Annotated in this window: 25 protein-coding genes and 1 pseudogene; 7 read left to right on the top strand and 19 right to left on the bottom strand. The window is 68.0% G+C overall.

Translation table 11 applies throughout. From position 1 onward, the window contains the following. Positions 1–3: 3 nt before the first annotated feature. From IBX22_RS15535 to IBX22_RS15525, 3 genes and pseudogenes are all read right to left on the bottom strand, one after another. Positions 4–585, bottom strand: coding sequence for a Uma2 family endonuclease (locus IBX22_RS15535; RefSeq protein WP_194816280.1), 582 nt, complete (start codon positions 583–585; stop codon positions 4–6). A 132-nt stretch (positions 586–717) separates the two neighbouring features. Then, positions 718–849: pseudogene (locus tag IBX22_RS15530) on the bottom strand (DUF2236 domain-containing protein); the annotation flags it as partial. 30 nt (positions 850–879) lie between these two features. Beyond that, a complete protein-coding gene (locus tag IBX22_RS15525; protein WP_194816279.1) occupies positions 880–2,787 on the bottom strand; it encodes an acyl-CoA dehydrogenase in 1,908 nt (635 codons plus the stop codon). 133 nt (positions 2,788–2,920) lie between these two features. Between IBX22_RS15525 and IBX22_RS15520 the strand changes: the two genes are divergently transcribed. Then, positions 2,921–3,547: a TetR/AcrR family transcriptional regulator gene (locus IBX22_RS15520; protein ID WP_194816278.1), complete on the top strand. Its 627-nt coding sequence runs from the start codon at positions 2,921–2,923 to the stop codon at positions 3,545–3,547. A gap of 7 nt (positions 3,548–3,554) precedes the next feature. Here the strand turns inward: IBX22_RS15520 and mnhG are convergent, their stop codons facing one another. From mnhG to IBX22_RS15455, 13 genes are all read right to left on the bottom strand, one after another. Next, on the bottom strand, positions 3,555–3,896 hold the full coding sequence (gene mnhG, locus IBX22_RS15515; protein ID WP_194816277.1) for a monovalent cation/H(+) antiporter subunit G: 342 nt from the start codon (positions 3,894–3,896) through the stop codon (positions 3,555–3,557). Beyond that, the gene (locus tag IBX22_RS15510) at positions 3,893–4,153 is read right to left on the bottom strand and encodes a monovalent cation/H+ antiporter complex subunit F (protein WP_194816276.1); all 261 of its coding nucleotides are present in this window, start codon (positions 4,151–4,153) and stop codon (positions 3,893–3,895) included. The genes mnhG and IBX22_RS15510 overlap by 4 nt, the downstream gene beginning before the upstream one ends. Next, entirely contained in the window at positions 4,150–4,683 is a 534-nt protein-coding gene (locus IBX22_RS15505) for a Na+/H+ antiporter subunit E (protein ID WP_194816275.1), read from the bottom strand. Before IBX22_RS15505 ends, IBX22_RS15510 begins: the two co-directional genes overlap by 4 nt. Next, positions 4,680–6,284 carry a Na+/H+ antiporter subunit D gene (locus tag IBX22_RS15500; protein WP_194816274.1) on the bottom strand — a complete coding sequence of 535 codons (1,605 nt, stop codon included), beginning with the start codon at positions 6,282–6,284 and terminating at the stop codon, positions 4,680–4,682. The genes IBX22_RS15505 and IBX22_RS15500 overlap by 4 nt, the downstream gene beginning before the upstream one ends. Continuing rightward, positions 6,281–6,664, bottom strand: coding sequence for a Na(+)/H(+) antiporter subunit C (locus IBX22_RS15495; RefSeq protein ID WP_194816273.1), 384 nt, complete (start codon positions 6,662–6,664; stop codon positions 6,281–6,283). The genes IBX22_RS15500 and IBX22_RS15495 overlap by 4 nt, the downstream gene beginning before the upstream one ends. Beyond that, complete coding sequence (locus IBX22_RS15490) at positions 6,661–9,579, bottom strand: Na+/H+ antiporter subunit A (RefSeq protein ID WP_194816272.1); 2,919 nt, start codon at positions 9,577–9,579, stop codon at positions 6,661–6,663. The genes IBX22_RS15495 and IBX22_RS15490 overlap by 4 nt, the downstream gene beginning before the upstream one ends. A gap of 54 nt (positions 9,580–9,633) precedes the next feature. Then, positions 9,634–10,956, bottom strand: a complete 1,323-nt coding sequence (locus IBX22_RS15485; RefSeq protein WP_194816271.1) for a hypothetical protein — start codon at positions 10,954–10,956, stop codon at positions 9,634–9,636. Positions 10,957–11,058: 102 nt separating this feature from the next. Continuing rightward, positions 11,059–13,290 carry an AAA family ATPase gene (locus IBX22_RS15480; RefSeq protein WP_194816270.1) on the bottom strand — a complete coding sequence of 744 codons (2,232 nt, stop codon included), beginning with the start codon at positions 13,288–13,290 and terminating at the stop codon, positions 11,059–11,061. A gap of 45 nt (positions 13,291–13,335) precedes the next feature. Beyond that, positions 13,336–13,752: a hypothetical protein gene (locus IBX22_RS15475; protein ID WP_194816269.1), complete on the bottom strand. Its 417-nt coding sequence runs from the start codon at positions 13,750–13,752 to the stop codon at positions 13,336–13,338. Between the two features lie 74 nt (positions 13,753–13,826). Beyond that, on the bottom strand, positions 13,827–14,180 hold the full coding sequence (locus tag IBX22_RS15470) for a UBP-type zinc finger domain-containing protein (RefSeq protein WP_194816268.1): 354 nt from the start codon (positions 14,178–14,180) through the stop codon (positions 13,827–13,829). Then, complete coding sequence (locus IBX22_RS15465) at positions 14,173–15,648, bottom strand: ATP-binding protein (RefSeq protein ID WP_194816267.1); 1,476 nt, start codon at positions 15,646–15,648, stop codon at positions 14,173–14,175. Before IBX22_RS15465 ends, IBX22_RS15470 begins: the two co-directional genes overlap by 8 nt. Positions 15,649–15,659: 11 nt before the next feature. After that, positions 15,660–17,327: an FAD-dependent oxidoreductase gene (locus IBX22_RS15460; protein WP_194816266.1), complete on the bottom strand. Its 1,668-nt coding sequence runs from the start codon at positions 17,325–17,327 to the stop codon at positions 15,660–15,662. A gap of 25 nt (positions 17,328–17,352) precedes the next feature. After that, on the bottom strand, positions 17,353–17,520 hold the full coding sequence (locus IBX22_RS15455; RefSeq protein ID WP_194816265.1) for a hypothetical protein: 168 nt from the start codon (positions 17,518–17,520) through the stop codon (positions 17,353–17,355). Positions 17,521–17,707: 187 nt separating this feature from the next. Here IBX22_RS15455 and IBX22_RS15450 point away from each other — a divergent pair, with 187 nt between their 5' ends. After that, on the top strand, positions 17,708–18,160 hold the full coding sequence (locus tag IBX22_RS15450) for an SRPBCC family protein (protein WP_194816264.1): 453 nt from the start codon (positions 17,708–17,710) through the stop codon (positions 18,158–18,160). Here IBX22_RS15450 and IBX22_RS15445 read toward each other — a convergent pair whose 3' ends face one another. Continuing rightward, positions 18,161–19,189 carry a beta-ketoacyl-ACP synthase III gene (locus IBX22_RS15445; protein WP_194816263.1) on the bottom strand — a complete coding sequence of 343 codons (1,029 nt, stop codon included), beginning with the start codon at positions 19,187–19,189 and terminating at the stop codon, positions 18,161–18,163. It lies immediately after the preceding gene. A gap of 186 nt (positions 19,190–19,375) precedes the next feature. Between IBX22_RS15445 and IBX22_RS15440 the strand changes: the two genes are divergently transcribed. The 5 genes from IBX22_RS15440 (at position 19,376) to IBX22_RS15420 (ending at position 23,132) form a co-directional block, all read left to right on the top strand. After that, positions 19,376–19,648, top strand: coding sequence for a GlsB/YeaQ/YmgE family stress response membrane protein (locus IBX22_RS15440; RefSeq protein WP_194817709.1), 273 nt, complete (start codon positions 19,376–19,378; stop codon positions 19,646–19,648). A gap of 117 nt (positions 19,649–19,765) precedes the next feature. Then, positions 19,766–20,485, top strand: coding sequence for a phosphatidylserine decarboxylase (locus IBX22_RS15435; RefSeq protein WP_194816262.1), 720 nt, complete (start codon positions 19,766–19,768; stop codon positions 20,483–20,485). Then, on the top strand, positions 20,485–21,414 hold the full coding sequence (locus IBX22_RS15430; RefSeq protein ID WP_194817708.1) for a phosphatidylcholine/phosphatidylserine synthase: 930 nt from the start codon (positions 20,485–20,487) through the stop codon (positions 21,412–21,414). Before IBX22_RS15435 ends, IBX22_RS15430 begins: the two co-directional genes overlap by 1 nt. Positions 21,415–21,462: 48 nt before the next feature. Continuing rightward, a complete protein-coding gene (locus IBX22_RS15425) occupies positions 21,463–22,344 on the top strand; it encodes an RNA polymerase sigma-70 factor (RefSeq protein WP_194816261.1) in 882 nt (293 codons plus the stop codon). A 62-nt stretch (positions 22,345–22,406) separates the two neighbouring features. Then, a complete protein-coding gene (locus IBX22_RS15420) occupies positions 22,407–23,132 on the top strand; it encodes a Clp protease N-terminal domain-containing protein (protein WP_194816260.1) in 726 nt (241 codons plus the stop codon). 5 nt (positions 23,133–23,137) lie between these two features. On the opposite strand, the gene IBX22_RS15415 is transcribed toward IBX22_RS15420, so the two are convergent. Then, positions 23,138–23,803 carry a response regulator transcription factor gene (locus IBX22_RS15415; protein ID WP_194816259.1) on the bottom strand — a complete coding sequence of 222 codons (666 nt, stop codon included), beginning with the start codon at positions 23,801–23,803 and terminating at the stop codon, positions 23,138–23,140. Then, a complete protein-coding gene (locus IBX22_RS15410; protein WP_309234631.1) occupies positions 23,800–24,990 on the bottom strand; it encodes a histidine kinase in 1,191 nt (396 codons plus the stop codon). The genes IBX22_RS15415 and IBX22_RS15410 overlap by 4 nt, the downstream gene beginning before the upstream one ends. Positions 24,991–25,012 lie beyond the last annotated feature (22 nt).

Below are 25,012 nucleotides of genomic sequence, written 5' to 3'. Positions count from 1 at the left end.
TGTCTATTTCGCCCAGCTCTTCAGCGGCTCGGTGTTCAGCTCGATATTCACCGGTTCAGGCAGCGTCACAGTGACACCGAATTCGACGGTGAGCTTCTGTTGATAGCGGGAGCCGTTCGGCTCGCTATACACCGTGACATCGCACGAGTCCCGATCAATCAAGAGGTACACGGGGATGCCGGCGTGAGCGTACGCAGGGGGCTTCTCCTGGCGATCCCGGCTGTCGGTGTCCTGATCATGGGACGTTACCTCGATGACCAAAAGGACTGGATCAGGGTTCGCCCATTCAGGTTGACCAGCGAAAGCGCCGCTGCGCGCGAGAGCGCCGTCGGGTCGCGCGCGGCCGTTGCGATAGTTGCCGACCTTCAGCCCCTGCTCTTGGAAGAGCCATAGCTCAGGCCGCAGCATCAAGAAGGTACGAATCAACCACTCGATGATGCAGCCATGATCGCCATCCGGCATTGCTTTGGCCCCCAGTTGTCCGTCGATGAACTCCAGTCGCACACCTTCTCCGACACGATCAGCCGCCTCGGCGAGCTTCTCGAACTCGTCAGTCGTCATGAGGGGCTCGTGCACGACAGTCATGTCCTTACGGTATCAATGGTGTTGGGTCGGCAGAGAGCAAATCAACAGGTACTTCCAGGGTACGGCCAGGTTCGTCATCGCAACTTCGACGCGAATCGCGCCGCGCCGGAGGTGTATTCAGCTTGCGTGATTCACGCGGCCGTGGAAGCCGATGACCGCGGTGGGGGCGGTCCAGACCTTCCAGGTGGGGGACTCCGGTCCGAAGAACCCGTAGTCGACCTCCCGGATGGTGCGGGCGGGCGCATCGAATTGGGGTCGCGTCATCGGCTGCTCCTTTGCAACGATGTCTTAATTTTAGGCGTTCATCTCGTACGAACCGGCCTGTGAACGGGCCTGCGCGAAGACCTGCTCGAAGCGGGCCCGGTCGGCGACCGGGCGGCGCACCAGATCCAGCGCGCGGGTCTGCTGGGCCTTGGTCGCGGCGGGCTTGGTGTGCAGGGTCAGCGCGTTCTTGGAGAACTCGCGCACGAATCCGTCGAAGATCTGGTCCAGTACCGCGGCGTCGGTGCCTTCGATCTCGGCCTGCTCCAGCACCAGCTGGGCGTAGGGGAGCGCGGTGAACAGCTCGCCGAGCGCGAACAGGAAGTCGACGTCGCGCTGCTGCGCGGCGGTCGGGGAGGCGGCGGCCAGCAGGGTCTGGAAGGCCAGCGCCTGCTCCAGGAACACCGCGACGTTCGGCACGTGCGCGAACTTCTCGAATACCGGACGCCAGTCCCGGAACCGGATCCGGCCCAGGCCGCTGCTCGGGCCCTGCCGGAACAGGAACTCGTCGTCGGCCGCGTCGCGACGGGTCGGCACGGTCGGATACTGCGCGCCCGCGAATTCCGAACGCAGCTGCGGCACAGCGGCACTCGCACGCGGGGTGAGCTTACGACTGGACCAGCTCAGCGCGCCGGACACCGCGCGCACCGCACCCTTGGGCGCGGTACCGGGCAGGTAGCGCAACGCGACCAGGCCGGCATCGCTGGGATGGAACATGTAGTTGGCCATGAACTTCAGCGACAGCGCCATGTTCACGTGCACCGTGCCCTCCAGGCGCGGCAGGCCGAACAGACCCAGCATCGCCATCGGGAAGTACATGTCGTTCTCGAAGCCGCGCGCGGCGATGACGTCCGCGAGGTCCTCGATGATGCGCTGGCCCTGCCGGGTGACGCTCATCTTCTCGATCGCGTTGAACAGCAGGTAGCGGCGATCCTCGGGGGAGGCGGTGCGCAGGTAGTCGATGGCGCGCTCGCTGTAGAGCTTCATCGCGATCAGCCGCGCGTACGAGTCGGTGACCAGCGCCTGCACCTGCGGGAACTCGGTCACCTTGTGCCCGAACAGGATCCGGTTCTCGGCGTGGTTGATGGCCTCGTGGAAGGCGTGCTCGCAGGCGCCGACCGCGCCGAAGCCGAGGTTGAACTTGCCGACGTTGACGGTGTTCATCGCGGCATGGAAGGCGGCCTCACCGCGGTGCAGGATGTCGTCCTCGGCGACCGGGTACTGCTCCAGATCGAAAGCGGCGACATACATCTGGCTGTCCACGACGTTGCGGCCCAGCTTGTAGTTCTGGTGCCGGCTGTCGGCGACGAAGAAGAGGTACCCCTCGTAATCCTCCTGCGTCGGCTTGCTGTCCAGCGCCGTCGCGCTGTCGATGATCGGCTTGTCGGCGCGCCGCCCGAACACCGAAACCATGGCGGCCAGGTTGCCGTTGCCGATGTAGTGCTTGCTACCGGTCGCGGTGTACCCGCCGCCCTTGGGCTCGAGCACCATGTCGGTGGAGTAGACGTCGGCGCCGTGCTCCTTCTCGGACAGGCCGAAAGCGAAGATCTCGCCGGAATCCAGCAGTGCCGCGGCCTTGGCCTTCGCTTTGGCGTTGTCGCTCTGCCAGATCGGGCCCAGCCCGAGGATGGTGACCTGCCAGACATACCAGTAGGACATGCCGTAGAAGCCGAGGATCTTGCTCAGCATGGCGATGCGGCCGGTGTCCCAGCGCTTGTTCGGATCGCCGTTGGCCTGCGCGGCCGGGGTGAGGAAGGTGGCGAACACCCGCTCGCGCTTCACGAAGTCCAGGAAGTCGGAGTACCAGATCCGTTCCCGATCATCGTGCTTGAGCGCGGTCTTGCCGCGAGCCTCGAACCAGTCGACCGTGGCGCGCAGCAAGCGACGGGTTTCGGCGTCGAACTCCGCGAATTCACAGGTCTTCGGGTTGAACAAGGTCATCGGTGACTCCTGACGCGTGATCCGGCCGCTGACCGTTTCGAGCGACCTGTCGCCGGCGAGCGACTTCATTCGCGACTGTAGCATTATTGTTCATTCGTGTAGGAAAGCGGCCGCCGCTGCTATCTTGGTCGGCATGGGTAGCGATCAGGCCGTAGCGCCACGGCAGCGGGCGCGGCATCTCGGGCCGGAACGACGCCGCCCGCAGGTGCTCGACACCGCGCTGGAGATCGCCGTGCAACACGGCATCGCCGCGGTGACCATCGCCGCCGTCGCCGAGCGGATGCAGGTCACCCGGCCGGTGGTCTACGCCTGCTTCGCCGATCGCGTCGAGCTGATCCAGGAGCTCATTCAGCGCGAGGAAGACCACCTCATCAGCGGCCTGCTGCAGGCGACCCCGCGCCGCGCCGTCGACGCGGGGGAGACGGTATTCGTCGAGGGCTTCCAGGCCTTGCTGGAAATCGCGGCCGACCGGCCCGACGCCTGGCGGCTGCTGTACGGCAATCCCGATCCGGCCGTGGCGGATTCGTTCGGCCGCGGCCGCAAGCTGGCGGTCACCCGCTGCACCGAGCTGCTGCGCCCGACCCTGCGCGCCTGGGGCACCGAGGACGCCGAGCGCAAGCTGCCGGTGCTCGTCGAGTTGTGGGTGTCGGCCGGTGAGGGTGCGGTGCGTTCCCTGCTCGCCGACGACGGCGCGTGGACACCGCAGACGCTCGGCGCCTTCGTCGGCGCGGCCGTCTATCGGGCGCTGCGCCAAGCCTGAATCCGCTTCAGACGTCGTCGATGTCGTCGCCGAGCTCGTTGATGCGCAGCAGGCCGTCGCGGTTCCGCTGTTCCCGATAGGCGGTGCGGCCGAGCAGGTGTGCGATGACCGGCGCGGTGAGCATCGTGAACAAACCGGTGAGCGCGAGCATCCAGGCCTGACCGTCGTTGCGGAGCTGGATGGCGGCCCCGACCAGAATCAGGATCAGCCCGATCACCTGAGGTTTGGTTGCCGCGTGCATACGGGTCAGGGTGTCGGGGAAACGGATGATGGCGATGGCCGCGGTGAACGCCAGCAGCGCGCCGGTGAGGATGAGCAGGCCCGACACCACGTCGAAGAAGAGGCTCATCGGTCGTCCTGGACGCGGAAGCGGGTCACGGCGGCGGAGCCGAGGAAACCCACGAGCGCGAGCGCGACGATGGCCGGCACGTCGGTGGTGTCGCGGTCGTAGGCCGCCCAGACCGCCAGCCCGGAGGCGGCAATCGCTGTGAGGGAATCGATTCCGACGACCCGGTCCAGGGTGCTCGGCCCCGCCAGGATGCGAAAACAGGTGAGTCCGGCGGCCGCGATGAGCAGCACGCCCGCGATCACGGCAACCACGGTCATCGGGACACCGTCCGTTCGAACGCCGCGACCAGCAGCCGATCCAGCCGCCGGGTGGTCTCGTAGAAGCGCTGCACCGCCGCCTCGCTGCTCACATCGAGGACGTGCACGTACACCACACAGCGCCGCCGGTCGATCTCCAGCACCATGGTGCCGGGGATCAGATTGAGCAGGTCGGTGCACAACACCATCACCAGATCGGAGCGGGTACTCAGGTTGACCCGCAGCACCCCCGACACCGGCGGCGGCGCCGGCCGGATGGCGAACCAGGCGATCTGGAAACTGGATTCCATCGCGTAATACACACTCACCACGGTCAATTCGGCGAGCGCACGCAGACTCAGCTGACCGGTGACCGGCATCCGGGGCAGCGGCAGCGCGAAGATGATCAGCGCGCCGACGGCCAGGCCGCCGAGGATATTGGCGACGCTGAGGTCACCCCACAGCGCCGTGTAGACCACCGCCAGCCAGATCAGCAGCGCGCCCCGCACGATGACGGATTTGCTCACCCCGAAGACCTGTTCGGCGTTCATCGGAAGTCTCCCGGATCACCCAGGACCGCAACGATATACACGGTCGAGTCGTGCAGGTCGGCGGCGGCGCGGTCGGCGATGCCGAGGATCGGCCCGGCGAACACGGTGAGCGCGAGCCCCACCACCCCGAGCACCGTGGTCGCCCCGACCATCAGCACCGGGATGCGGCCGGGATCGGAGCGTTCGTCGTAGAGCACATCGTCTGTCTCCTCGATCAGCGCCGGGGGTTTCGCGGCCGCGAGATGGCCCTCGGGTGCGTCGGATCGGTCCCGCCAGAAGGCTTTTGCCCACACGATCGCCACTACGTACAGGGTCAGCAGGCTGGTCAGCACCGCACCGCCGACCAGCACCCAGGCCAGCGCGCTGCCGTCCATCGCGCCCGCCTGCAACAGCGCCACCTTGCCGATGAACCCCGAAAACGGCGGTATGCCAGCGAGATTCAACGCGGGAATCAGGAACAAGAAGGCGATCACGGGACTCGCCGCCAGTCCGCCGAGCCGCCGCATCGACGTCGATCCGGCCTGCCGCTCGATGATGCCCACCACCAGGAACAGCGTGGTCTGCACCAGAATGTGGTGTGCCACATAGAAAACCGCGCCCGCGAGCCCGGCGACGGTGGCCAGTCCGATGCCGAACACCATGAACCCGATGTGACTGACCAGCGTGAAGGAAAGCAATCGGCGAATATCACTCTGCGCGATGGCCCCGAAGATGCCGATCAGCATGGTGAGCAATCCACACACCAGCAGCACGGTGTCGAACCGGCCGTCCGGCGCGAGCAGCGAATGCGTCCGGATGATCGCGTACACACCGACTTTCGTCAGCAAGCCCGCGAACACCGCGGTCACCGGGGCGGGTGCGGTCGGATAGGAGTCGGGCAGCCAGTTCGACAGCGGGAACACAGCGGCTTTGATCCCGAACGCCACCAGCAGCACCGCGTACACGGCGGTGCGGACCCCCTCCGGCGCCTCGCCCAGCCGGACGGACAGCTGCGCGAGGTTCAGCGTCCCGGTGGTGGCGTACGCCAGCGCGATTCCGGTCAGGAAGATCAGCGAGGACAGCATCGAAACCATCACGTAGGCGACACCCGCCCGGATGCGTTCCGCGGTCGCGCCGATGGTGAGCAGCACGAACGACGCGGCCAGCAGGATCTCGAAACCGACGAACAGGTTGAACAGGTCACCGGCCAGGAACGCCGCCGAAACACCCGCCGTCAGAACGAGATACGTGGGCCGGAAGATCGATGTCGGCTGTTTCTCGTCGCCGTCGCGGATGTTCTGGCCGGAACCGTAGGCCGACACGCACAGCAGCACGATGTAGGAGACGAGCAGCATCGCCGCCGAGAGCCGGTCGGCCACCAGCGAGATCCCGATCGGGGTCCGCCAGCCGCCGACCTGCACGACCCCGGTGCCGTGGTGGTCGGTCAGATACAGCATCAGCGCGCTGATCACGACACCCGAGGTCAGCGCGAGCAGCGTGATGTAGCGCTGGATCATCCGCTGCTGCCCGAAGATCAGCGTCACGGCCGCGCCGAGCAACGGGATCAGCACGGGCAGTGGAATCAGGACGGGCAGCAGGCCGGGGGACAGGTGATGGTTCATTCCTCCGGCTCCTCGACCTCGCGGCGCGTGGCCACCTGAACGTCTTCCGGATCGTTCTCGACCTCTTCGGAGGTGGTCAGGATGTAGGCCCGGTAAGCCAGCGCGAGCACGAAAGCCGCCAGCCCCATGGTGATTACGATCGCGGTGAGCACCATCGCCTGCGCCAGCGGATCGGCCATCTCCGCGTGCTGGTCGTCGAAGGCGCCGAGGATCGGCGGCGCCCCATCCGGCCCGGCGACGGTGATGATGAGCAGGTTCACCCCATTGCCGAACAGGATCATGCCGAGCAGCATTTTCGACACCGCGCGTTCCAGGATCAGGTAGACGCCGCAGGCGACCAGCACCGCGATCAGCACCAGCAAGGTCAGATTCGACGTCATGCTTCCTCGAGCTCCTTGTCCAGGCGCGCGCCCAGGCTGCGCAGTACGTCCAGCACCAGGCCCACCACGATCAGGTAGACGCCGAGATCGAAAAACATTGCGGTGACGAGTTTTACGTGGCCGATCAGCGGAATGGTGAGCTCTACGATGGCCGAGGACAACGGCGGCGCCCCCAGTAGTAGCGAGGTGACGGCGGTCCCGGCGGCCAGGGTCAAGCCCGCGCCCAGGACATGTCCGGCCTCGACGGGCAGTGCCTCGCCGAGTTCGTAACGGCCACCGGCCAGATAGCGCAGGGTCAGCGCCAGCCCGGCGGTGAGCCCGCCCGCGAAACCGCCGCCGGGCGCGTTGTGGCCCGCGAAGAAGAAATACACCGACAGCACCATGATGGTCGGGAACACCAGCCTCGTGGTGATCTGCAGAACCATCGACCGTTCCCGGCGATCCACCAAACGTCCTGCGGGCAACCAACTCAGGGCGTCGGGATCGTAGTCGGGCGAGTCCACCGCGCGCGGCGCGCTACCGGTGCGGCGGGTGCGGAACACCAGTGAAGCGACACCGGTGGCGGCGACGATGAGCACCGAGATCTCGCCCAGGGTGTCCCAGGCCCGGATATCCACCAGCAGCACGTTGACCGCGTTCTTGCCGCCGCCGAACTGATAGGCGGCGTCGGGGATCAGATGCCAGATCGGTGCGCTGCTGCGCGCGGCGCTCGCGAAGGCGGCCAGCACCGCGACGGTGATGCCGACGAGCACCGCGAACACCGCCCGGTGCGGCCGGTACGCGGCGGTACGGCTGTCCTCGATCTCCGCCGGGAAAGCGCGCAACACCAGGACGAAGATCACCAAAGTCAGTGTCTCGAGCAGGAATTGGGTGAGCGCCAGATCCGGTGCGCCGTGCAGTGCGAAGATGACACCGCACCCGTATCCGGTGACGCCGACGACCAGCACACTGGCCAGGCGATTACGTAAAACGGTGGCGCCCAACGCCATCGCCGCCATGATCGCCCCGACGGCCAGCTGCACCGGGGTGTCCCACAGCCGCAACTCCACGTGCCGGCGCGCACCCAGCAGCAACATCGCGACCGGCAGGATGATGAGTGTGCCGAGAATCGTGGCCTGGCTCAACGGCAGTGAACCCCGCTGCACCGTCGCGGTCATGCGACGCGACAGCCGATCCATGGCGCGCAACGTCGCATCGTAGGCGCGGTCGGCATTGCCCAGGCGATAATGCGCTGAAGCGGCGATCTCGTGCCGGAAAGCGAAAACCGTCGCGCCCGCGATGAGAATCATGGTGGTGAGCACCAATTCGATGGTGACGCCGTGCCACACCGCGAGGCTGGTGAACGGCGCACCCGGCAGCGTTTGCGCGTACGGGTCGATGAGGTGGCCCACCCACGGCGAGGCCAGGCCGCCGAGCAGTCCCGCCACCGCCAGGATCGCGGGCGGCGCTACGAACAGCCGGGCGGGCGCGTGCCAGTGCACACCGATCCGGTCATCGGTCGCCGGATCCGGCCGGCGCACCCGGAGAGGTCGCTTCCGCTGCTCGCCCGGAAGCCGGGAGATATCGATCGGATGCCACAGCACCGGCCCGCTGTCGGTGTCGTCTTCCGTTGGCCGCCAAGGCTTTTCGCCGAACGCGCCCCAGACGAACCGCGCGCTGTAGGCCACCGTCAGCATGGACGCGACCACCACGCCCACCAGCAACCCGTTGCGCGCGAGCCCGGGTAGTTGCCCACCGTCCAGGATCGCGCTCAGCGCGCTCTCCTTCCCGGCGAACCCCAGTAGCGGCGGTATTCCCGCCATGCTGGCCGCCGCCAGCACCGCGATCCCGCACAGCCAGGGCGCCTTCCGTCCCAGCCCCGAGAGTCTGCGCAAATCCCTTGTCCCCGCGCCGTGATCGACGATCCCGACCACCATGAACAGGCACCCCTTGAAGAGCGCGTGCGCCACGATCAACGCCACGCCCGCCAGCGCTCCCTCCCGGGTGCCGAGCCCGACCAGCAGGATCAGGAACCCCAGCTGACTCACCGTCCCGAAGGCCAGCAGCAGCTTCAGATCGGTCACCTGCATCGCCCGCCAACCGGCCAGCAGCATCGAGAACACCCCGAGCGTGAGCACCAGCGGATGCCACACCGGACTCGTCGCGAACACCGGCGCCAGTCGCGCCACCAGATACACGCCCGCCTTCACCATCGCCGCCGCATGCAGATACGCGCTGACCGGGGTCGGCGCGGCCATAGCGCCCGGCAACCAGAAGTGCAGCGGCACAATGGCCGACTTGCTCAGCGCCCCGACCAGCAGCAGCGCCACCCCCACCTGCGCGGCGACACCGGCCGGCGGTTGCCCGGCGGCCAGCAGGTCCGAGAGCAGATAACTCCCGGTGCGCTGCCCGAGAATGATGATCCCGACCAGCATGGCCAATCCGCCGGCGCCGGTGACCAGCAGCGCCTGGATCGCCGCGCGCCGGCTCACCGCCTGCTCCCCGTTGTGGCCGACCAGCAGGAACGACAACACCGTCGTGGTTTCCCAGAAGATGTACAGCAGCAACATGTTGTCACTGCTGACCAGCCCGAACATAGCGCCGGCGAAGCCGACCAGCTGAGCCGCGAACATGCCGAGGCGGGGTTCGTCGTCCTCGAAATACCGCGCGCAGTAGACCAGGATCAGCGCGCCGATACCGAGCACCAGCGTGGCCATGATCGCCGACAGCGTGTCGAACCGCAGCTCGATGTTCATCTCGATGGTCGGCGCCCAGCGGATCCGAACCTGTTGGGTGTCACCCCAATTCGCGATCACCCAGAGCAGCGAACCGAACGGCGCCAGCGCGAGCAGCAGAAAAGCGTTGCGCCCCAGCACTCGTACGCACACCGGCGCCACCAGTGCGGCGAAGGCGTGTGCGAGCAGGATTGCGAGCAAGCCGGGCGCTCCGTGAGGTCGAAGAGTTGCGGGTGACTCGAACTTTGGTGCGGGTCAGACGTCGGTGGGGACCGCTGCCCCCGCCTCGGCCGGTCTGTGTCTGTGCCGGGGACGCGAGCGGTACAGCACCGCCAGCCCGAGCGCGCAGCACAGCGCGAGCAGCAGCGCCGCCCGCCCGGGCGTCGCCGGTTCGGGCAGTCCGGGCCGGTCCGGCCACATCAGGTCCCGCCTCGGCAGGGCGGTCACCAGCGACGGCAGGAACAGCGCCGCGACCGCCAGCACCCCGCTCGGCGGATAGTGCGGTCGTGCCGTGCCGCAGCAGTACCCGGCGATCAAAGCCAATACGGCACTGCCGATGCCGTACCGCAGATCACTGTGGTGCCCGCCGCTGAACGTGCTGAACAGGGCCAGCCCGAGGATCGCCACGATGGCCACCGCCGCTGACGGCCACCGCGCGCCCAGCAGGATGCCGAGCCCGGTGACTACAAGCAGTACCAGGACCAGCCACCCCGGCCGCGGCGTCGCGCCCAGCCCGTCCGCTGCGGCGACCAGCGGGACCGCCAGGAGCACCCCGGCTCCGTCGCGGCCCGGCAGCAGCATCGCCGCCGCCACGGCCGCCAGTGCGAGGGCGGCGATCGTCAGCCCGATCTGGGTGCCGTGACCGTCGTCGTCCGGGGCATCGCGGTACTGCCGCGACAGCCATTCGGTCATGGCCAGCGTCATCAGCGCGAGCACCGTGGCCGCGAGAATCGGGGCGATCGGCAGTTCCACCGCGATTCCCGGCGGCGCGGGGCGGACGGCCCGGGTGCGGTGCCGCAGGGCACTGAAGAGCAGTAGCGCGATGGCGACGGCGATGAGCGTGCGCGGGGGCGTCTCCAGTACGGCGTACGGATCGCGGTCCTGGATGTGCAGTACGTCGGCGAGGTCGCCGATCACGAAAGTCCCCGCGCCGCCCAGCGCGAAACCGAATCCGGGTCCCTGGCGGCCGGACTGCCAGCATCGCAGTGCCGCCGCACCCAGTGCGCCCAGCAGCATCCCGCCGCACACCGAGTCCACGTAGTTCTGGGTGGTGAGCAACTCGGGTGCGGAAACCTGCTGGCCGACAATGTGATTCACGAGCAGCGCGATGGCGGCGCCGAACGCCCACCACCAGGCCGCGGCCGGCCCGGCGAAGGTTCGCATCAGTACCGCGACGGCCACGGCCACGATCACGCCGATCGCGGCACCCCGCGGCACACTGTTGATCAGGCTGGAAATCCGATACGGCGTACTGTCCTCGGTCCAGGCGAAGGTGATCGGCAGGAACAGCGTGACGCCCCCGACCGCGGCCCCACAATAGGCCGTGACCGAGTCGAAGAGTTCGCCGCGCCGTCGCACGCAGCGAACTTACCCCCGCTAACCTCGCGAACTCTGGATTGCTATGAGTTAGCTATAGGTGTCGAATCCGGCTCGGCGATCCTGCGCGATCCCCGGCCACTCTCAGATCGCGGAGGCGTACCGGCGCAACGCCTCCACCTGAACCGGATCCAGCGACGGCCGCACCACCGACCGGGCCGCGGCGACATCGGCGGCGGTCACATCGGCGGCATCGACATCCCGGCGCATTGCCGACAGCGCGGCCTCACGCAGCAGCGCGGCGCAGTCGGCCGCGGAATATCCGTCCAGATCCTTGGCGAGCGCGGTCAGGTCGACATCGGCGGCCAGCGGCACCGAACGCCCCGCGGTGCGCAGGATCTCCAGCCGCGCGGCCCCATCCGGCGGCGGCACGAAAATCGAGCGCTCCAACCGGCCCGGGCGCAACAGCGCCGGATCGATCAGCTCGGGCCGGTTCGTCGCGGCCAGCACCACCACATCGCGCAGCGGCTCGACACCGTCCAGCTCGGTGAGCAAGGCCGCCACCACCCGGTCGCCGACCCCGGAATCGCTGCTCTGCCCGCGGCGCGGGGCGAGCGCATCCACCTCGTCCAGGAAGATCAGCGACGGCGCGGAATCCCGGGCCCGCTGGAACAATTCGCGCACCGCCCGCTCCGAGGAGCCGACCCACTTGTCCATCAGCTCGGCGCCCTTCACCGCGTGCACGCTGAGCTGGCCGCTGCCCGCGAGCGCCCGCACCAGGAAGGTCTTGCCGCAGCCGGGCGGCCCGTAGAGCAGCACACCGCGCGGCGGGTCGACGCCGAGCCGGGCGAAGGAATCCGGATGGCGCAGCGGCCAGAGCACCGACTCGGTGAGCGCCTGCTTGGTCTCGACCATATCGCCGACATCGTCGAGGCCGAGACTGCCGATCGCGAGTTCCTCCATGCCCGAACGCGACAGCGGGCGAATGACTTTCAGCGCGCCGAGCAGGTCGTCCTGCTCCAGCTGCGGCGGCTTCTGCTCCTTGGTACTGCGCGAAGCCGCGCGCAGTGCCGCCTCCCGGCACAGCGCGGCGAGGTCGGCCACCACGAAACCCGGTGTCCGCGCCGAGATTTCGTCGAGCTTCAGATCGCCGGTCGGCACCTTGCGCAGCAACTGCTCCAGCAGCGCCCGGCGCACCGCCGCGTTGGGCAGGGTGAGCGCGAGTTCCCGATCGCACAGATCCGGCGCGCGCAGCCGGGCATCGACCCGGCTCGGATGCGCGGTCGTCGCCAGGAACGCGATGCACGGCGAGGCCACCGCCGCCCGCAATTGATCGAGGATGAGGGTGGCGACCGGTTCCGGTTGCACGGGCAGCAGCGCGTCGATATCGGTGATCAGCAGGATGCCGCCCTGCCCGGAACCGACCTCCGCGACCGCCGCCGCGACATGCCGCAGCCGGTTGCCGCCCTCTTCGGCGCCGACGGTCGGTCCGTCCAGTTCCACCACGCGCCGCGGCGCCGCCACCGCCCGCGCGAGCGTCGTCTTCCCGACTCCCGCGGGCCCGGTGACCAGCACGCCGAGATGCGGTGTTGCGCCCAGGGTTTTGAGCAGTTCGGGTTCGTCGAGGGCGAGGCTGAGCCATTCGCTGAGCTTCGCGGCCTGGGTGTGCACGCCCACCAGATCCTCGACGGCGACCGCCGAGAACGAGCCGCTGGTGGCGGTGCGGCCCAGCTGGCCGCCGTCGGTGGTGGCGATCGAACCCAGCGCCGCGGCCGCCGGTACCGGCGCGCCGACGTCGGCGATGTTGTGCCGGGAGATCGCGCCCGCACCCCACACCACTGCCGTATTGGGCTGCACGCTCACCGGCCCCGGCGCCGGATCGGTCGCCGTCACGGTGAGCAGCTCGGTCGTCCACGCGATCCCGAAGGTGCGCGAAAGCGCTTGGCTGGCAGCCGAAGCCGGAATATCGGGGCCGAGATCCCGGGGCAGCAGCGAGACCGTGTCACCGATCGTGACGACCTTGCCGAGCAAGGCCTGCCGCAGCGTCGTCGCCGGAATGCTCTGGGTGGCCTGCGCCGACCCGCTCACCGAAATCTGCTTGGCCCCGTGCACGGTCGCGGGCGACACCACGACCGTGGTGTTCTCCCGCAGACCGGCGTTGGACAACGTGACATCGTCGAGCAGCGCCACTCCGGCGGGCGTGCCGGAGGGTGCGATCCCGACCACGGCGGCGGTGCGCCGGGAGCCGAACAGCGCGATGCCGTCCCACTCCCGCAAACCGAGCGCGGCCAGCGCCTCCGGATGCAAGCGCACCACCCCGCGCCGGGCATCGGCGGCGGACGGATTCAGGCGAGCGGTGAGCGGAAGTTCAGCCACCGTGCCATTCTGCCCGCGTTGCCGCGGATGCGCCGCTGACTTGGCCTACTTCTGGGTGACGATGCCCGCCGCGGTGGCGACTGGCTTGCCGGCGTTGCTGGCCGCCAGGCACACCAGCTTCGCGGTGCCCAGGGCGACATTCGGGCTGCCCGCGAAGGTGCTTTCCGGGTTCTCCTGCAAGATCTGCTCGACCAGCGTCTTCTGCGCGGTGCTGTCGAGCGCCTTGAAATCGGCGCAGGTGGTGCGCGAGGCGGTACCCAGTGTGGAGGTGTCGATCGCGCTGGTCGGCGCCGCGGCGCTGGTCGCGTTGCTGCTCTGCGGTGTGCTGGTGCCGGCCGCCGAGGTCAGTGAGCCGCCTTTGCGCAGGCCGCTCGCGTCGCTGGAATCGTCGGACCCGCCGCAGGCGGTCAGGGCCAATGCCACCGCGCCGGCGGCCAGGACCATGACGGAAATTCGCTTCATGTCGTGCTTTCCCCGGTGCCCAGGGCGCCGGAACCTCCGGCGCGTCCGGTGCAGCGTACCGGGTGTGCTCGAGCTCAGTGCACGTGCGACTGCCAATCGGCGGGCACTCGTCCGCGCGGGCCGGGTACGCCCTGATCGACGGGGTGGCTGTGCGGCGCGGCCAATTCCGGGCCGTCGCCGTACATTTCCTCGGTCTCGTAATTCCAGAACCAGTCCTCACCCGGTTCGTAGCTCTGGATGTAAGGGTGACCGTCGGACTGCGCGTGCTTGGAGGCGTGCTGTTCCGGGGAGGAGTCGCAGCAGCCGATGTGGCCGCACTGTGCGCAGCGGCGCAGGTGCACCCACCAGCCCTGGGCGGCTTCGCATTCCACGCAGCCGGGCCCGCTCGGCGCGACCTTCGGATCGATTCCTTCGATGGCCTCAGACATCAGTAACCTCCGGTGCTGGATTCTCGGTGTGCAATGGCAGCCGGACGATGAATCGGGTGTTGCCCGGCTCGGATTCGACGCGGATATCGCCGTTGTGCTTGTTCACCACGATCCGGAACGAGATGTCCAGACCGAGGCCGGTGCCCTCGCCGACGGGTTTGGTGGTGAAGAACGGTTCGAAGATGCGGCGCAGCACCTCGTCGGGTACGCCCGGGCCGGTGTCGCCGATTTCGATTGCGGCGCAGTCGCTTTCCTTGTACGTGCGGACGGTGAGCGTGCCTTTACCGTCCATCGCGTAGACCGCGTTGTCGATCAGGTTGGTCCACACTTGATTCAATTCCGCCGCGTAGCAGGGGATCTGGGGGAGCGAGCGGTCGTAGTCCTTGACCACCTGGATCGAATCGCCGATCTTGCGGCCCATCATCACCAGGGTGCTGTCCAGCAGTTCGTGCAGATCCACCACCTGGAACGGCGCCCGGTCCATCTGCGAATACTGTTTGGCCGCGCCGACGAGCGTCGAGATGCGCGCCGTAGAGTCGCCGATCTCGTTCATCAGCAGCTCGGTCTCGATGGTGTAGTTGAGCCAGCGGATCGCACCCTCGAACACCTTGTTCGGGCATTCCTGCAGGGTGCCGTGCACCGTCTCCAGCCAGTCGACGTCGATACCCGCCTGGACGAAGTTCGGCGCCAGATCCCAGCCGCCGGAGATGTCGTGGTTCTCGAACCATTCGCCCAGGGACTCTTCCCGGTCACTGGCCTCCATGGTGGTCAGCTCGGGCGCCTTGGCCACCTTGTCAGCGGCCTCTTCCTGGAGGCGCACCAGTTTCACGAAGGCTTCCGGGGTGAACTTGCCCTCGGCCATCATCGCCAGCTTGTGCCGCATGCCCGCGACCCGGTCCCGCAGCCCGGAGGTCGCGCGCACCGCGGCGGCCGCCGGATTGTTCAGCTCGTGGGTCAGCCCCGCCGACAGCGAACCCAGCGCCAGCAGCCGTTCCCGTTCGGCCACCCGCTGATTGGTGTTGCGGTTGCCGTAGAACGCGCCCTCCAGCAAATGCACCGCCATCGGGAACCAGTCCCGCATCATCCGGGCGAAGGTGCCCGCGTCCAGCACGAAGAAGCGGGACGGGCGGGTCACGTACATCGAGCCGGTGTAGTTCTGCTCGACGTTGTCCCCGAGGTAGGCGGTCCAGGCGCCCGCGTAGGCGCCGCGGAAGTCGGTGCGGTTGATCTCGATCTCGGTGCCGCCGGACAGCTTGGTGATCCGCACCTCGCCGTCGATCAGCACGTAGAAGCAGGTCGCCGGGGCGCCCTCGTGGAAAACCGGTCCGGGCTCGATGTATTCGATCTTGCCGTCGGCGCACAGCCATTCCAGCTGTTCGCCGGTCAGCTTCTCGAACAGGAACAGGGTGCGCAGCTCGGCGGGATCACAGACCCCGTGGGAGGTGCGCGCCGCGATCTCTTCGGTCATTTTCACTGCTCCTACGCCAGGTACCGGTGCACGAACATGACGGCCATGGCGCCCTCACCGACGGCGGAGGCGACCCGCTTGGCCGATTCGGCGTGCACATCGCCGGCCACGAACACGCCGGGCACGTTGGTCTCCAAATGGTGTGGCGGCCTGGGTAGCTCCCAGCCGCCCGGGCGCGAGCCGTCGACGGTCAGATCCGGTCCGGCCAGCACGAAACCCGCGTTGTCGCGCTTGACGACGCCGTCGAGCCAGTCGGTCTGCGGCGCCGCGCCGATGAACAGGAACAACCGCTCCGCCTCGGCCTTCTCCTCGACACCGGTCGCGTTGTTACGCAACACGATCCACTGCAGGTGATCCTCGCCGTCCGCGCCGATCACCTCGGTCTCGGTGTGCACCTTGATGTTCGGGATCTGCGCGATCTGCTGAACCAGGTAGTGCGACATGGATTTATCCAGCGAATCGCCCCGCACCACCAGATGCACCGCGCGGGCGTTGCGGGACAGGAACACCGCCGCCTGCCCCGCCGAGTTCGCGCCGCCGACGATGTAGACGTCGTGGTCGGCGCATTCGGTGGCCTCGGTCATCGCCGAGCCGTAGTACACGCCGCGCCCGGTGAATTCGTCCACGCCCGGAGCGGGGTGGCGGCGGTAGTCGACGCCGGTCGCGATGATGACGGTGTGCGCGCACAGCCGCCCGCCGTCGGCGAACTTCACCGTCCGCGCCGACCCGTTCACCTCCAGCCCCACCACCTCGCGGGTGGTGATGACCTCGGCCCCGAACTTCGCCGCCTGCCGCCGCGCCCGGTCGGCCAGCTGCGCCCCGGACAATCCGTCCGGGAAGCCCAGGTAGTTCTCGATCCGGGAACTCTGCCCGGCCTGCCCGCCGGTCGCGGTGCGCTCCACCAGCACCGTGCGCAAGCCCTCGGACGCGCCGTACACCGCCGCGCCCAGCCCCGCGGGGCCACCGCCCACCACGATCAGGTCGTAGAAATCGCCCGCCGGATTGACCGTCAGCCCGACGTGCTCGGCCAGCTCGCTGTCGGTCGGTTCCACCAGCGCCTGTCCGTCGGAGGTGATCACCACCGGACATCGTTCGGGGCCGACGCCCGCGGCCTCCAGGAATCGGGTGCCCTCCGCCTCCTCGGCCAGGTACCAGCGGTAGGGGAGTTGATTGCGGGCCAGGAATTCGCGCACCTGCGAGCAGCGCGGGGACCAGCGGTTGCCGATCACCTTGGTCTCGGTGACCGGCCGGTTCTCCATGCTGCGCCAGGCTTCCAGCAGCCCGTCCAGCACCGGATACAGCTTCTCCTCCGGCGGATCCCACGGCTTGAGCAGGTAATGGTCCAGGTCGACGACATTGATCGCGTCGATGGCGGCGGAGGTGTCGGCGTAGGCGGTGAGCAGCACGCGCCGGGCGTAGGGATGCAGATCCATGGCCTGCTCGAGGAATTCGATGCCGTCCATACCGGGCATCCGGTAGTCGGCGATCAGTACCGCGACGGGCTGGCCTCGCAGTTTCATCTCGCGCAGGGCATCGAGCGCGTCGGCTCCGGATTCCGCGCGCAGGATCCGGTATTCGGCGCCGTAGCGGCGGCGCAGATCGCGCACGACCGCACGGGAAACACCCGGATCGTCATCGACGCTGAGAATGGCCGGCTTCGAAGCAGCTGGAGCAGTCACCTGGCCAGTATCCCCGGGCGCCTGCCTAGAGCTGATGGTGGATGACCAGATCGAGTTCGGTTGGCGTGAGCAGGCGTTCGAGCTTCTCCTCGGTCACCCGGGTCTTCACCGGGCGTCCGTCCTCGGGTTCGATCGAGGGCAGCAGCGGAAGATCGTTGTTACGGCGACGGGGTAGGAGCGAGCGCAGTTTCACAGCCGATCACCTCACGCTGGATGGGAAAGTTGGTGGCAGTGCGTCTGTTGGTGCTACGTCTATCAGCCATTCTGCGCCCGGCATTACATCGAGCGGTGACGAGAAGGCCAAAATGTGACCCGGTTGTATTCCAATTGGCTCTGACTATTATGTGTGACATCTCGTTACTCACACACCGGAGGCACCGTTGCCGAAGAATCTCGAAGCGTCCATCGACATCGCCGCGACCCCGGAACAGGTGTGGCGAGTGGTCTCCGATGTCAAGCGCATCCCCGAGTTCAGCCCGCAGACCGTGCGCATGATCCCGCTCGGCAAGGTCAAGTCCGGCACCTTCACGATCAACCTGAACCGGGACGGAAAGCTGTTCTGGCCGACCACCTCCCGCATCGTGCGGTTCGAGCCCAACTCGGCCTTCGCCTTCAAGGTGCTGGAGAACCGGGCGGTGTGGAGCTTCACCCTGGAGCCGACCGCCACCGGCACCCGGCTGATCCAGCGCCGCGACTCCCCGAACGGGACCACGCTGTTCTCCCGCAAGTCGATCGAACTCGGGATGGGTGGCTACGAGCGCTTCGACGGGGTCCTGGTGCAGGGCATGAACGCGACCCTGCAGGGCATCAAGACCGCCGTCGAAGTCGGGTAACTACTTCCAGTTCGGCAGGGTTACGACCTGCGCCGCATAGGACAGCCCCGCGCCGAAGGCGATCAACAGTGCCGTGGCGCCGGGCTTTGCCTCGCCCTTGCGCAGCATCGCTTCCATGGCCAGCGGGATCGAGGCAGCCGAGGTGTTTCCGGTTTCCTCGATGTCGTTGGCCAGGGCGCAGTTCTCCGGCAGCTTCAGGACTCGGGCCATGATCTCGATGATTCGGCCGTTGGCCTGGTGCGGGATCATCGCTTCCATGTCCTCGGTGGACAGGCCGGCGCGATCGATGGCGTCGCGGCAGACCTTTTCCAGTGAGTGTGCGGCCCAGCGGAAGACCGCGGTGCCCTCCATCGCGAGGTAGGGGCGGACCGCGTCCAGGCCCTTCTCCTCGATCTCGGTGAAGAACTCGACCCAGTTCTTGTCCTGGCGGATCGCGTGGTGCTGGGTGCCGTCCGAACCCCAGACGGTGGGGCCGATGCCCGGCTCCTCGGCGGGGCCGACCACGACCGCGCCCGCGCCGTCGGCGAACAGGAAGGCGGTGGAGCGGTCGGTCGGGTTGATCGTGTCGGTGAGCTTCTCGACGCCGATCACCAGCACGTTCTTGGCCGTGCCGCAGCGCACCAGATCCGAGGCCAGCGCGAGCGCGTGACAGAAACCGGCGCAACCGGCCGAGATGTCGAAGGCCGCGGCGCCGTTCATGCCGAGCTCGGTGGCGATGCGCGGCGCGGCCGCGGGCGTGAGTAACAGGTGGGTGGAGGTCGCCACGATGACGCAGTCGACCTGATCGACCTCGATTTCGGCGGCCTCGATGGCGTCGCGTGCGGCGGCGACGCTCATGGACTGGATGGTTTCGGTGTCGTCGGCGAAACGCCTGGTCTTGATGCCCGATCGGGTGCGGATCCACTCGTCGCTGGAGTTGATCGGCCCCGCCACTTCCTCGTTGGTCACGACGCGAGCGGGGCGATACACGCCGAGCCCGAGAATCGCGGTGTGCTCTGCTCCCGTGGTCTGGGCAATTCGAGCAGACATATGCGTCTCCTAAGTACCTGGCGCTGCCTCATCATCAATTTGCCTCTGTGCAGACATGAGGCCCCCTCATATTAGCCCGGAACCGGCGTGGCGGAAGCGCGTATTTCCACTTTTGCCGGGTATACCGACTTGAGCACGCCTTTTGGTACGGGCGTGCGTTCCCTAACTAGTGGATGCGAGGTTTCCATGCTGGGTCTCGGGATTATCGGATGGATCATCATCGGCGGTCTTGCCGGATGGATCGCAAGCAAGTTCATGGGGACGGACGCCCAGCAGGGCATCGTCCTCAACATCGTCGTTGGTATCATCGGCGGCCTGCTCGGCGGCTTCTTGCTGAAGTTGTTCGGCGTGGACGTCGAAGGCGGCGGCCTCATCTTCAGCTTCCTGACCTGCCTTGCCGGTGCGGCAATCCTGCTGTTCCTGGTGAAGCTGGTAACCGGTCGCCGATCGGTGCACTGACAACGGTCTACGCCGTGGCCGCGTGCCACAGGCTCCGTTCACGTAAGGTGTGATCGCTTGCGCTGGCCCTATCGTTGAGGGGCGCAACCTTCTGCACCGAGCACGAAAGAGGAGCCTGTGGCACGCCGTCCTACCCCGCCCGGCACGCCCGATACCACTGCCGTCGGCCATGTGGTCGACCTGGTTCGGTCCGCAATTCCCCCGCTGCATCCCGCCGGGCTGCCGTTCGTCGCCGTTCCGCTCGCGGTCGCGGTGCTCGGCGGTAAACGCAAGTGGGTCCGCCGGACGGGGCTGCTGAGCGCGGCCGCGATCGCCGGCTTCTTCCGTCATCCACACCGGGTGCCGCCGAACCGCCCCGGCGTCGTCGTCGCACCGGCCGACGGTGAAATCGCCCTGGTCGATACCGCTGTTCCACCCGCCGAACTGGGCTTGGGCGACCAGCCGGTGCCGCGGGTCAGCATCTTCCTGTCCGTGCTCGACGTGCACGTCCAGCGGGTGCCGGTCTCCGGCACCGTGCGTGAGGTGCTGCACCAGCCCGGTCAGTTCAAGTCGGCCGATCTGGCCGACGCGAGTGCGGTCAACGAACGCAACAGCATGGTCCTGGACACCCCGGCCGGGCAGCAGCTGGTCGTGGTGCAGATCGCCGGACTGCTGGCCCGCCGCATCGTCTGCGACGCCCAGAAGGGTGACGCGCTCACCATCGGTGACACCTATGGCCTGATCCGCTTCGGATCCCGGGTCGACACCTACTTCCCGGCCGGCACCGAATTACTGGTCCAGCCCGGGCAGCGCACGATCGGGGGCGAAACCGTCCTGGCCGTGCTGGCCGGTTCATGATGGAGGCCGCCCTGTCCCCTTCGCAGCGCTCCACCCCGGCACCCAAGCAGCAGCGGCGACGGTCTATCCGCTTGTTGCCGAGCGTCGTCACGATTCTGGCGCTGTGCGCCGGGCTGTCGGCGGTGAAGTTCGCCCTGGACGGGCGGCTCGACATCTCGCTGGCCATGATCGGTGCGGCGGCCGTGCTGGACACCCTGGACGGGCGGCTGGCCCGCATGCTGGACGCCACCACCAAGATCGGCGCGGAGCTGGACTCGCTCTCCGACGCCATCTCCTTCGGTGTGGCGCCGGCCCTGGTCCTCTACATCACGCTGCTCGACGAGAGCAGCGCCGGCTGGATCGTCGCGCTGCTCTACGCGGTGAGCCTGGTGCTGCGCCTGGCCCGGTTCAACACGCTGCTCGACGACGACACCCGGCCGGAATGGTCGCGGGAGTACTTCGTCGGCGTGCCCGCGCCCGCCGCCGCGTTGATCGCGCTGGTGCCGATCGCGTTGTACGTGCAGTTCGATGACCCGTGGTGGGTCGGATTCTGGCCGGTCGCGGTCTGGACGGTGTTCGCCGCGGCGCTGGCGGTCAGCACGATTCCGACGCTGGCCATGAAGTCGGTGTCGGTGGCTCCGCAGGCCGCCGCCGGGTTGCTGGTGCTGGTCGCGGTCGCCGCGGCGCTGCTGGTGACGTATCCGATCGTGCTGCTGCTGATCCTGGTGGCGCTGTACCTGTGCCACATTCCCTTCGCCTGGCATTCCCAGCGCTGGGTGGCGGCGCGGCCGGAAACCTGGGAGCACAAGCCGGCCGAACGGCGCGCGCAGCGCCGGGCGCAGCGGCGGCGACCGGCCTTGCGCCGCCCCGCGATCCGGGGTTCCAGCGCGCGGCTGCGGTTGCGCCGTCCCGGCGCGAAACGCCCGCAGTCCGACGACGTCAACCGCTGAGCAGGCGGCAGTAGAGCCGCATCCGGGGACGAGCGGAAGAAGGTGGCGGTGGAATCCTCTGGGCTGCACGAGTTCCAGGCACATCGCCCGCGCTTGTTCGCGCTCGCCTACCGGATGCTCGGCTCCGCGAGCGCGGCCGAGGACGCGGTGCAGGAGGCCAACCTGCGCTGGGATGGCACCGCCCGCAGCACAATTCGCTCCGCCGAGGCCTGGCTGACCACCGCCGTCGTGAATCTCTGCCGTAGCTGGCTGGTTTCGGCCCGGGCCCGCCGCGAGGTCTACGTCGGCCCATGGTTGCCCGAACCCGTGCCGACGTCCGGCGGCGAACTCGGGCCGCTGGAATCCGCCGAAGAGCGGGAACAGATCTCGCTCGCCTTGCTGACCACGCTGGAGCGGTTGAATCCGGTGGAGCGGGCGGTGTTCGTGCTGCGTGAAGGATTCGGGTACGCGCATCGGGAGATCGCGGACATGCTCGCGGTGTCCGAGTCCAGTTCCCAGCAGACCTATCGGCGGGCGAGTCAGCGGGTGCGAGAAGGCAAGGCGCGCTTCGAGATATCCGCCGAACAGTCGCGCGAGCTGGTCGAGCGCTTCCTGAAGTCGGCGCGGACCGGTGATGTCGAGCAGCTGCAAGCGCTGCTGGCCGCCGACGTCATCGCGACGGCGGACGGCGGCGGCACGGTAACCGCGGTCCGGCGGCCGGTGGAAGGTGCGCAGAATGTCGCGCGCTACCTGCTGGGCCTGCTCCGCTGGGAGGTGCCCGGAATGGAGATCTCGCTCGAAGAGGTCAATGGCGAGCTCGCGGTGGTTGCCAGGGTGGAGCGGAATCCGGTGGTGGTCATCGGAATCGAGACCTCCGCCAACGAGGTGACTGCGCTGCGGCTGATCGTCAATCCCGAGAAGTTGGCCTATTTCGGGCGCGCGAGCCGATAACTGGCGCGCGGTCGTCAACTAACGGTTGACGATTTCCGAATCGTCAACCTATCGTTGACGGCATGACTTCTTCCTTTCGTCTCGACGACCTCATCTCCGGGATCAAGAAAGCCCGCCCCGACAACGCCCTGGACCAGCTCTCCGATGCCGTGGTGGCCGCCGACTACCTCGGCGAGCTGGCCGACCATCTGATCGGCCACTTCGTCGACCAGGCTCGCCGCTCCGGCGCTTCCTGGACCGATATCGGCACCAGCATGGGCGTCACCAAGCAGGCGGCCCAAAAGCGTTTCGTGCCAAAAGATCCCGGAGGCGCCGATATGGACCCGAACGCCGGGTTCGCCAAATTCACCCCCCGCGCGCGCCAGATCGTCGTCGCGGCTCAGGAGGCGGCCCGCACCGCGGGCAACCCGCAAATCACCACCGGTCACCTGGTCCTGGGCTTGATTTCCGAGGCGGAAGGTCTCGGCGCGCAGGAAATCATCGCCAATGGTGTGAGCCTGGAAGCGGTCAGCGAAGCCGTCTTTGCCTCGCTGCCGGCCGCGGCGGGCGAAGTGCCCCCGATGGTCCCCTTCGACGCCGAAGCGAGGAAGGTCCTCGAACTCACCTTCCGCGAGGCACTTCGCCTGGGCCACAACTACATAGGCACCGAGCACCTGCTGCTCGCATTGCTCGAGCAGGAAAACGGGTCGGGTCTGCTTACCGGCCTCGGCGTGGATAAGGCCAAGTCCGAAGCCCATCTGCAGGAACTTCTTTCGGTGTATATGACCCAGAAGCCCGCACAGGACTGAGGTTTTCAGGCAGGCGCACCGGCCTCGCCCGGCCGCAAGACGGCGGCCAGGCGCACCCGGTTCGTGGCCCCGGTTTTCGCCATCAAATTGGTGACGTGGGTTTTGACGGTAGTGATGCCGACGTGCAGGGCTTCGGCGATCTCCGCGTTGGATCGGCCTTCGGCGACCAGGGCCAGAACCTCGGCTTCCCGCGGGGTGAGGCCGAAAGCGGCGGTGGGGTCCGGGGTTTCGGCATCCTTGACCGTGCGCGCGGCGATCGCCGAATCGACCATGCGTTGCAAGACATCCGGGGAGAACGGCCGGCCGCCGGTGGCGGCCCGGCGGATTCCGTCCAGCAGATCCGCGGGCGCGGCATCCTTGACCAGGAACCCGCAAGCTCCGGCGGACAGCGCCGGATAGAGGTGGTCGTCATCGTCGAAGGTGGTCAAGGCGATCACCCGGGTTGCCGGATGGGTAGCGAGAATCGCTGCCGTGGCGCGAATTCCGTCCATTCCCGGCATGCGCAGATCCATCAGCACCACGTCGGGCCGGGTCTGTTCGGCTAAGCGCACCGCGTCGCCTCCGGTCGCGGCCTCACCGATCACCTGAAGGTCACCGGCGGTCTCGCAGAGCATGCGCAGGCCCGCTCGGACCAGTTGCTGGTCGTCGACGATGAGTACCCGGATGGTCATGAGGCGGCCGCCGCGGTGGGCAGGTGGGCGGCCAGCCGCCAGCCGCTGCCGGTGGCACCGGCCGAGAACGTGCCGCCGAGCAGCGCGACCCGCTCGTGTAGCCCGATCAGACCCACACCGCGCGAGCCGTTCTCGGCGGGTGCGGGCCCGGAGCCGTTGTCGGACAACAGGAATTCGACCGCGCGCTCGCCCTTCGAGATCTCCAGCCGCGCGTCGACACCGGTGCCCGCGTGTTTGAGGGCGTTGGCCAGGCCCTCCTGGGTCAGCCGCAGCAGGGTCAGGCCCACCGTGGCGTCCACATCGGTGATGTCTCCACCAATCCGGGTTTCGATCCGCAGCCCCAGCCGTTGGGTCCGGTCGACCGCCGTGGCGATGGCGTCCGGCAGATCCGCCGGTGCGATGAAGGATTCACCGGTGGCTTGTGGATCGCGCAGGATCGTCACCAGTTTGCGCAGGTCCACGAGGGTGGCCTTGCCGCTGGCGTGGATGTCGTCGAGGACCTCGAGCAACGCGGGCGGGGCATCGGGCACCGCGTGCCGGGCCACGCCGACCCGCAGCACGGTGGAGGACACGTGGTGGGCGATCAGGTCGTGCAGTTCGCGGGCGATCGCGGTGCGTTCGACCGCGCGGGCGGCTGCGATGTCCGACTCCCGGCGCTGCTCGAGCTCGAGTGCCTCGCGGCGGGCTCGCTCCGCGTTCTGGCGGGCCGCCCGCAGCAGCACACCGAGGAGCAGCGGCGCCGCCGCCATGACGGCGGCCCGGTAGCCCGTGGCCGCCACGCCGCCGGTGGCCGGATGCGCCAGGTAGGCGCCCGCGAGCGCGGCCGCGCCCAGGATCGGCCGCCAACCACCTTGGCGGGCAGCGAGTTCGGTGAGTGCGATGGCGGCCGCGACCTTGGCGACGGCCGGTCCGGCGTGGCCGAACTCGAAGCCGATCAGCAGGAGCGCGGTGGTGGTGAGCGCCGTGGCTAGCGGCCAGCGCACGCCACCGGCGGTGGCCAGTATCGACAGCGTCGCGATGGCCCAGTCGAAGGCGGTTGGTCCGTCGACGAGCAGCAGCATGCAACCTGCCCCGACCGCCACCAGTCCGGCCATGCGGACCGGCAGTGACCGGACGTCCAGCAGCCACTCCACGCCGCGGCCTACTCCGCTCGACTCCACCACGTACCCATAATGCCCGCCCGCCACGGCTCGTCAGCTCCTACCGAGG

Origin of the sequence: Nocardia sp. XZ_19_385, from assembly GCF_015355755.1 — a bacterium.
Classification (GTDB): domain Bacteria; phylum Actinomycetota; class Actinomycetes; order Mycobacteriales; family Mycobacteriaceae; genus Nocardia.
The sequence above is the reverse complement of the archived record's forward strand: the minus strand, read 5'-3'. Positions and strand labels throughout refer to the sequence as shown.

Excerpts from the sequence above, each read along its gene's own strand:
- IBX22_RS15535 (WP_194816280.1), bottom strand. The coding sequence starts at position 585 with ATGACTGTCGTGCACGAGCCCCTCATGACGACTGACGAGTTCGAGAAG.
- IBX22_RS15525 (WP_194816279.1), bottom strand. The coding sequence starts at position 2,787 with ATGACCTTGTTCAACCCGAAGACCTGTGAATTCGCGGAGTTCGACGCC.
- IBX22_RS15520 (WP_194816278.1), top strand. The coding sequence starts at position 2,921 with ATGGGTAGCGATCAGGCCGTAGCGCCACGGCAGCGGGCGCGGCATCTC.
- mnhG (WP_194816277.1), bottom strand. The coding sequence starts at position 3,896 with ATGAGCCTCTTCTTCGACGTGGTGTCGGGCCTGCTCATCCTCACCGGC.
- IBX22_RS15510 (WP_194816276.1), bottom strand. The coding sequence starts at position 4,153 with ATGACCGTGGTTGCCGTGATCGCGGGCGTGCTGCTCATCGCGGCCGCC.
- IBX22_RS15505 (WP_194816275.1), bottom strand. The coding sequence starts at position 4,683 with ATGAACGCCGAACAGGTCTTCGGGGTGAGCAAATCCGTCATCGTGCGG.
- IBX22_RS15500 (WP_194816274.1), bottom strand. The coding sequence starts at position 6,284 with ATGAACCATCACCTGTCCCCCGGCCTGCTGCCCGTCCTGATTCCACTG.
- IBX22_RS15495 (WP_194816273.1), bottom strand. The coding sequence starts at position 6,664 with ATGACGTCGAATCTGACCTTGCTGGTGCTGATCGCGGTGCTGGTCGCC.
- IBX22_RS15475 (WP_194816269.1), bottom strand. The coding sequence starts at position 13,752 with ATGAAGCGAATTTCCGTCATGGTCCTGGCCGCCGGCGCGGTGGCATTG.
- IBX22_RS15470 (WP_194816268.1), bottom strand. The coding sequence starts at position 14,180 with ATGTCTGAGGCCATCGAAGGAATCGATCCGAAGGTCGCGCCGAGCGGG.
- IBX22_RS15465 (WP_194816267.1), bottom strand. The coding sequence starts at position 15,648 with ATGACCGAAGAGATCGCGGCGCGCACCTCCCACGGGGTCTGTGATCCC.
- IBX22_RS15445 (WP_194816263.1), bottom strand. The coding sequence starts at position 19,189 with ATGTCTGCTCGAATTGCCCAGACCACGGGAGCAGAGCACACCGCGATT.
- IBX22_RS15440 (WP_194817709.1), top strand. The coding sequence starts at position 19,376 with ATGCTGGGTCTCGGGATTATCGGATGGATCATCATCGGCGGTCTTGCC.
- IBX22_RS15430 (WP_194817708.1), top strand. The coding sequence starts at position 20,485 with ATGGAGGCCGCCCTGTCCCCTTCGCAGCGCTCCACCCCGGCACCCAAG.
- IBX22_RS15420 (WP_194816260.1), top strand. The coding sequence starts at position 22,407 with ATGACTTCTTCCTTTCGTCTCGACGACCTCATCTCCGGGATCAAGAAA.
- IBX22_RS15415 (WP_194816259.1), bottom strand. The coding sequence starts at position 23,803 with ATGACCATCCGGGTACTCATCGTCGACGACCAGCAACTGGTCCGAGCG.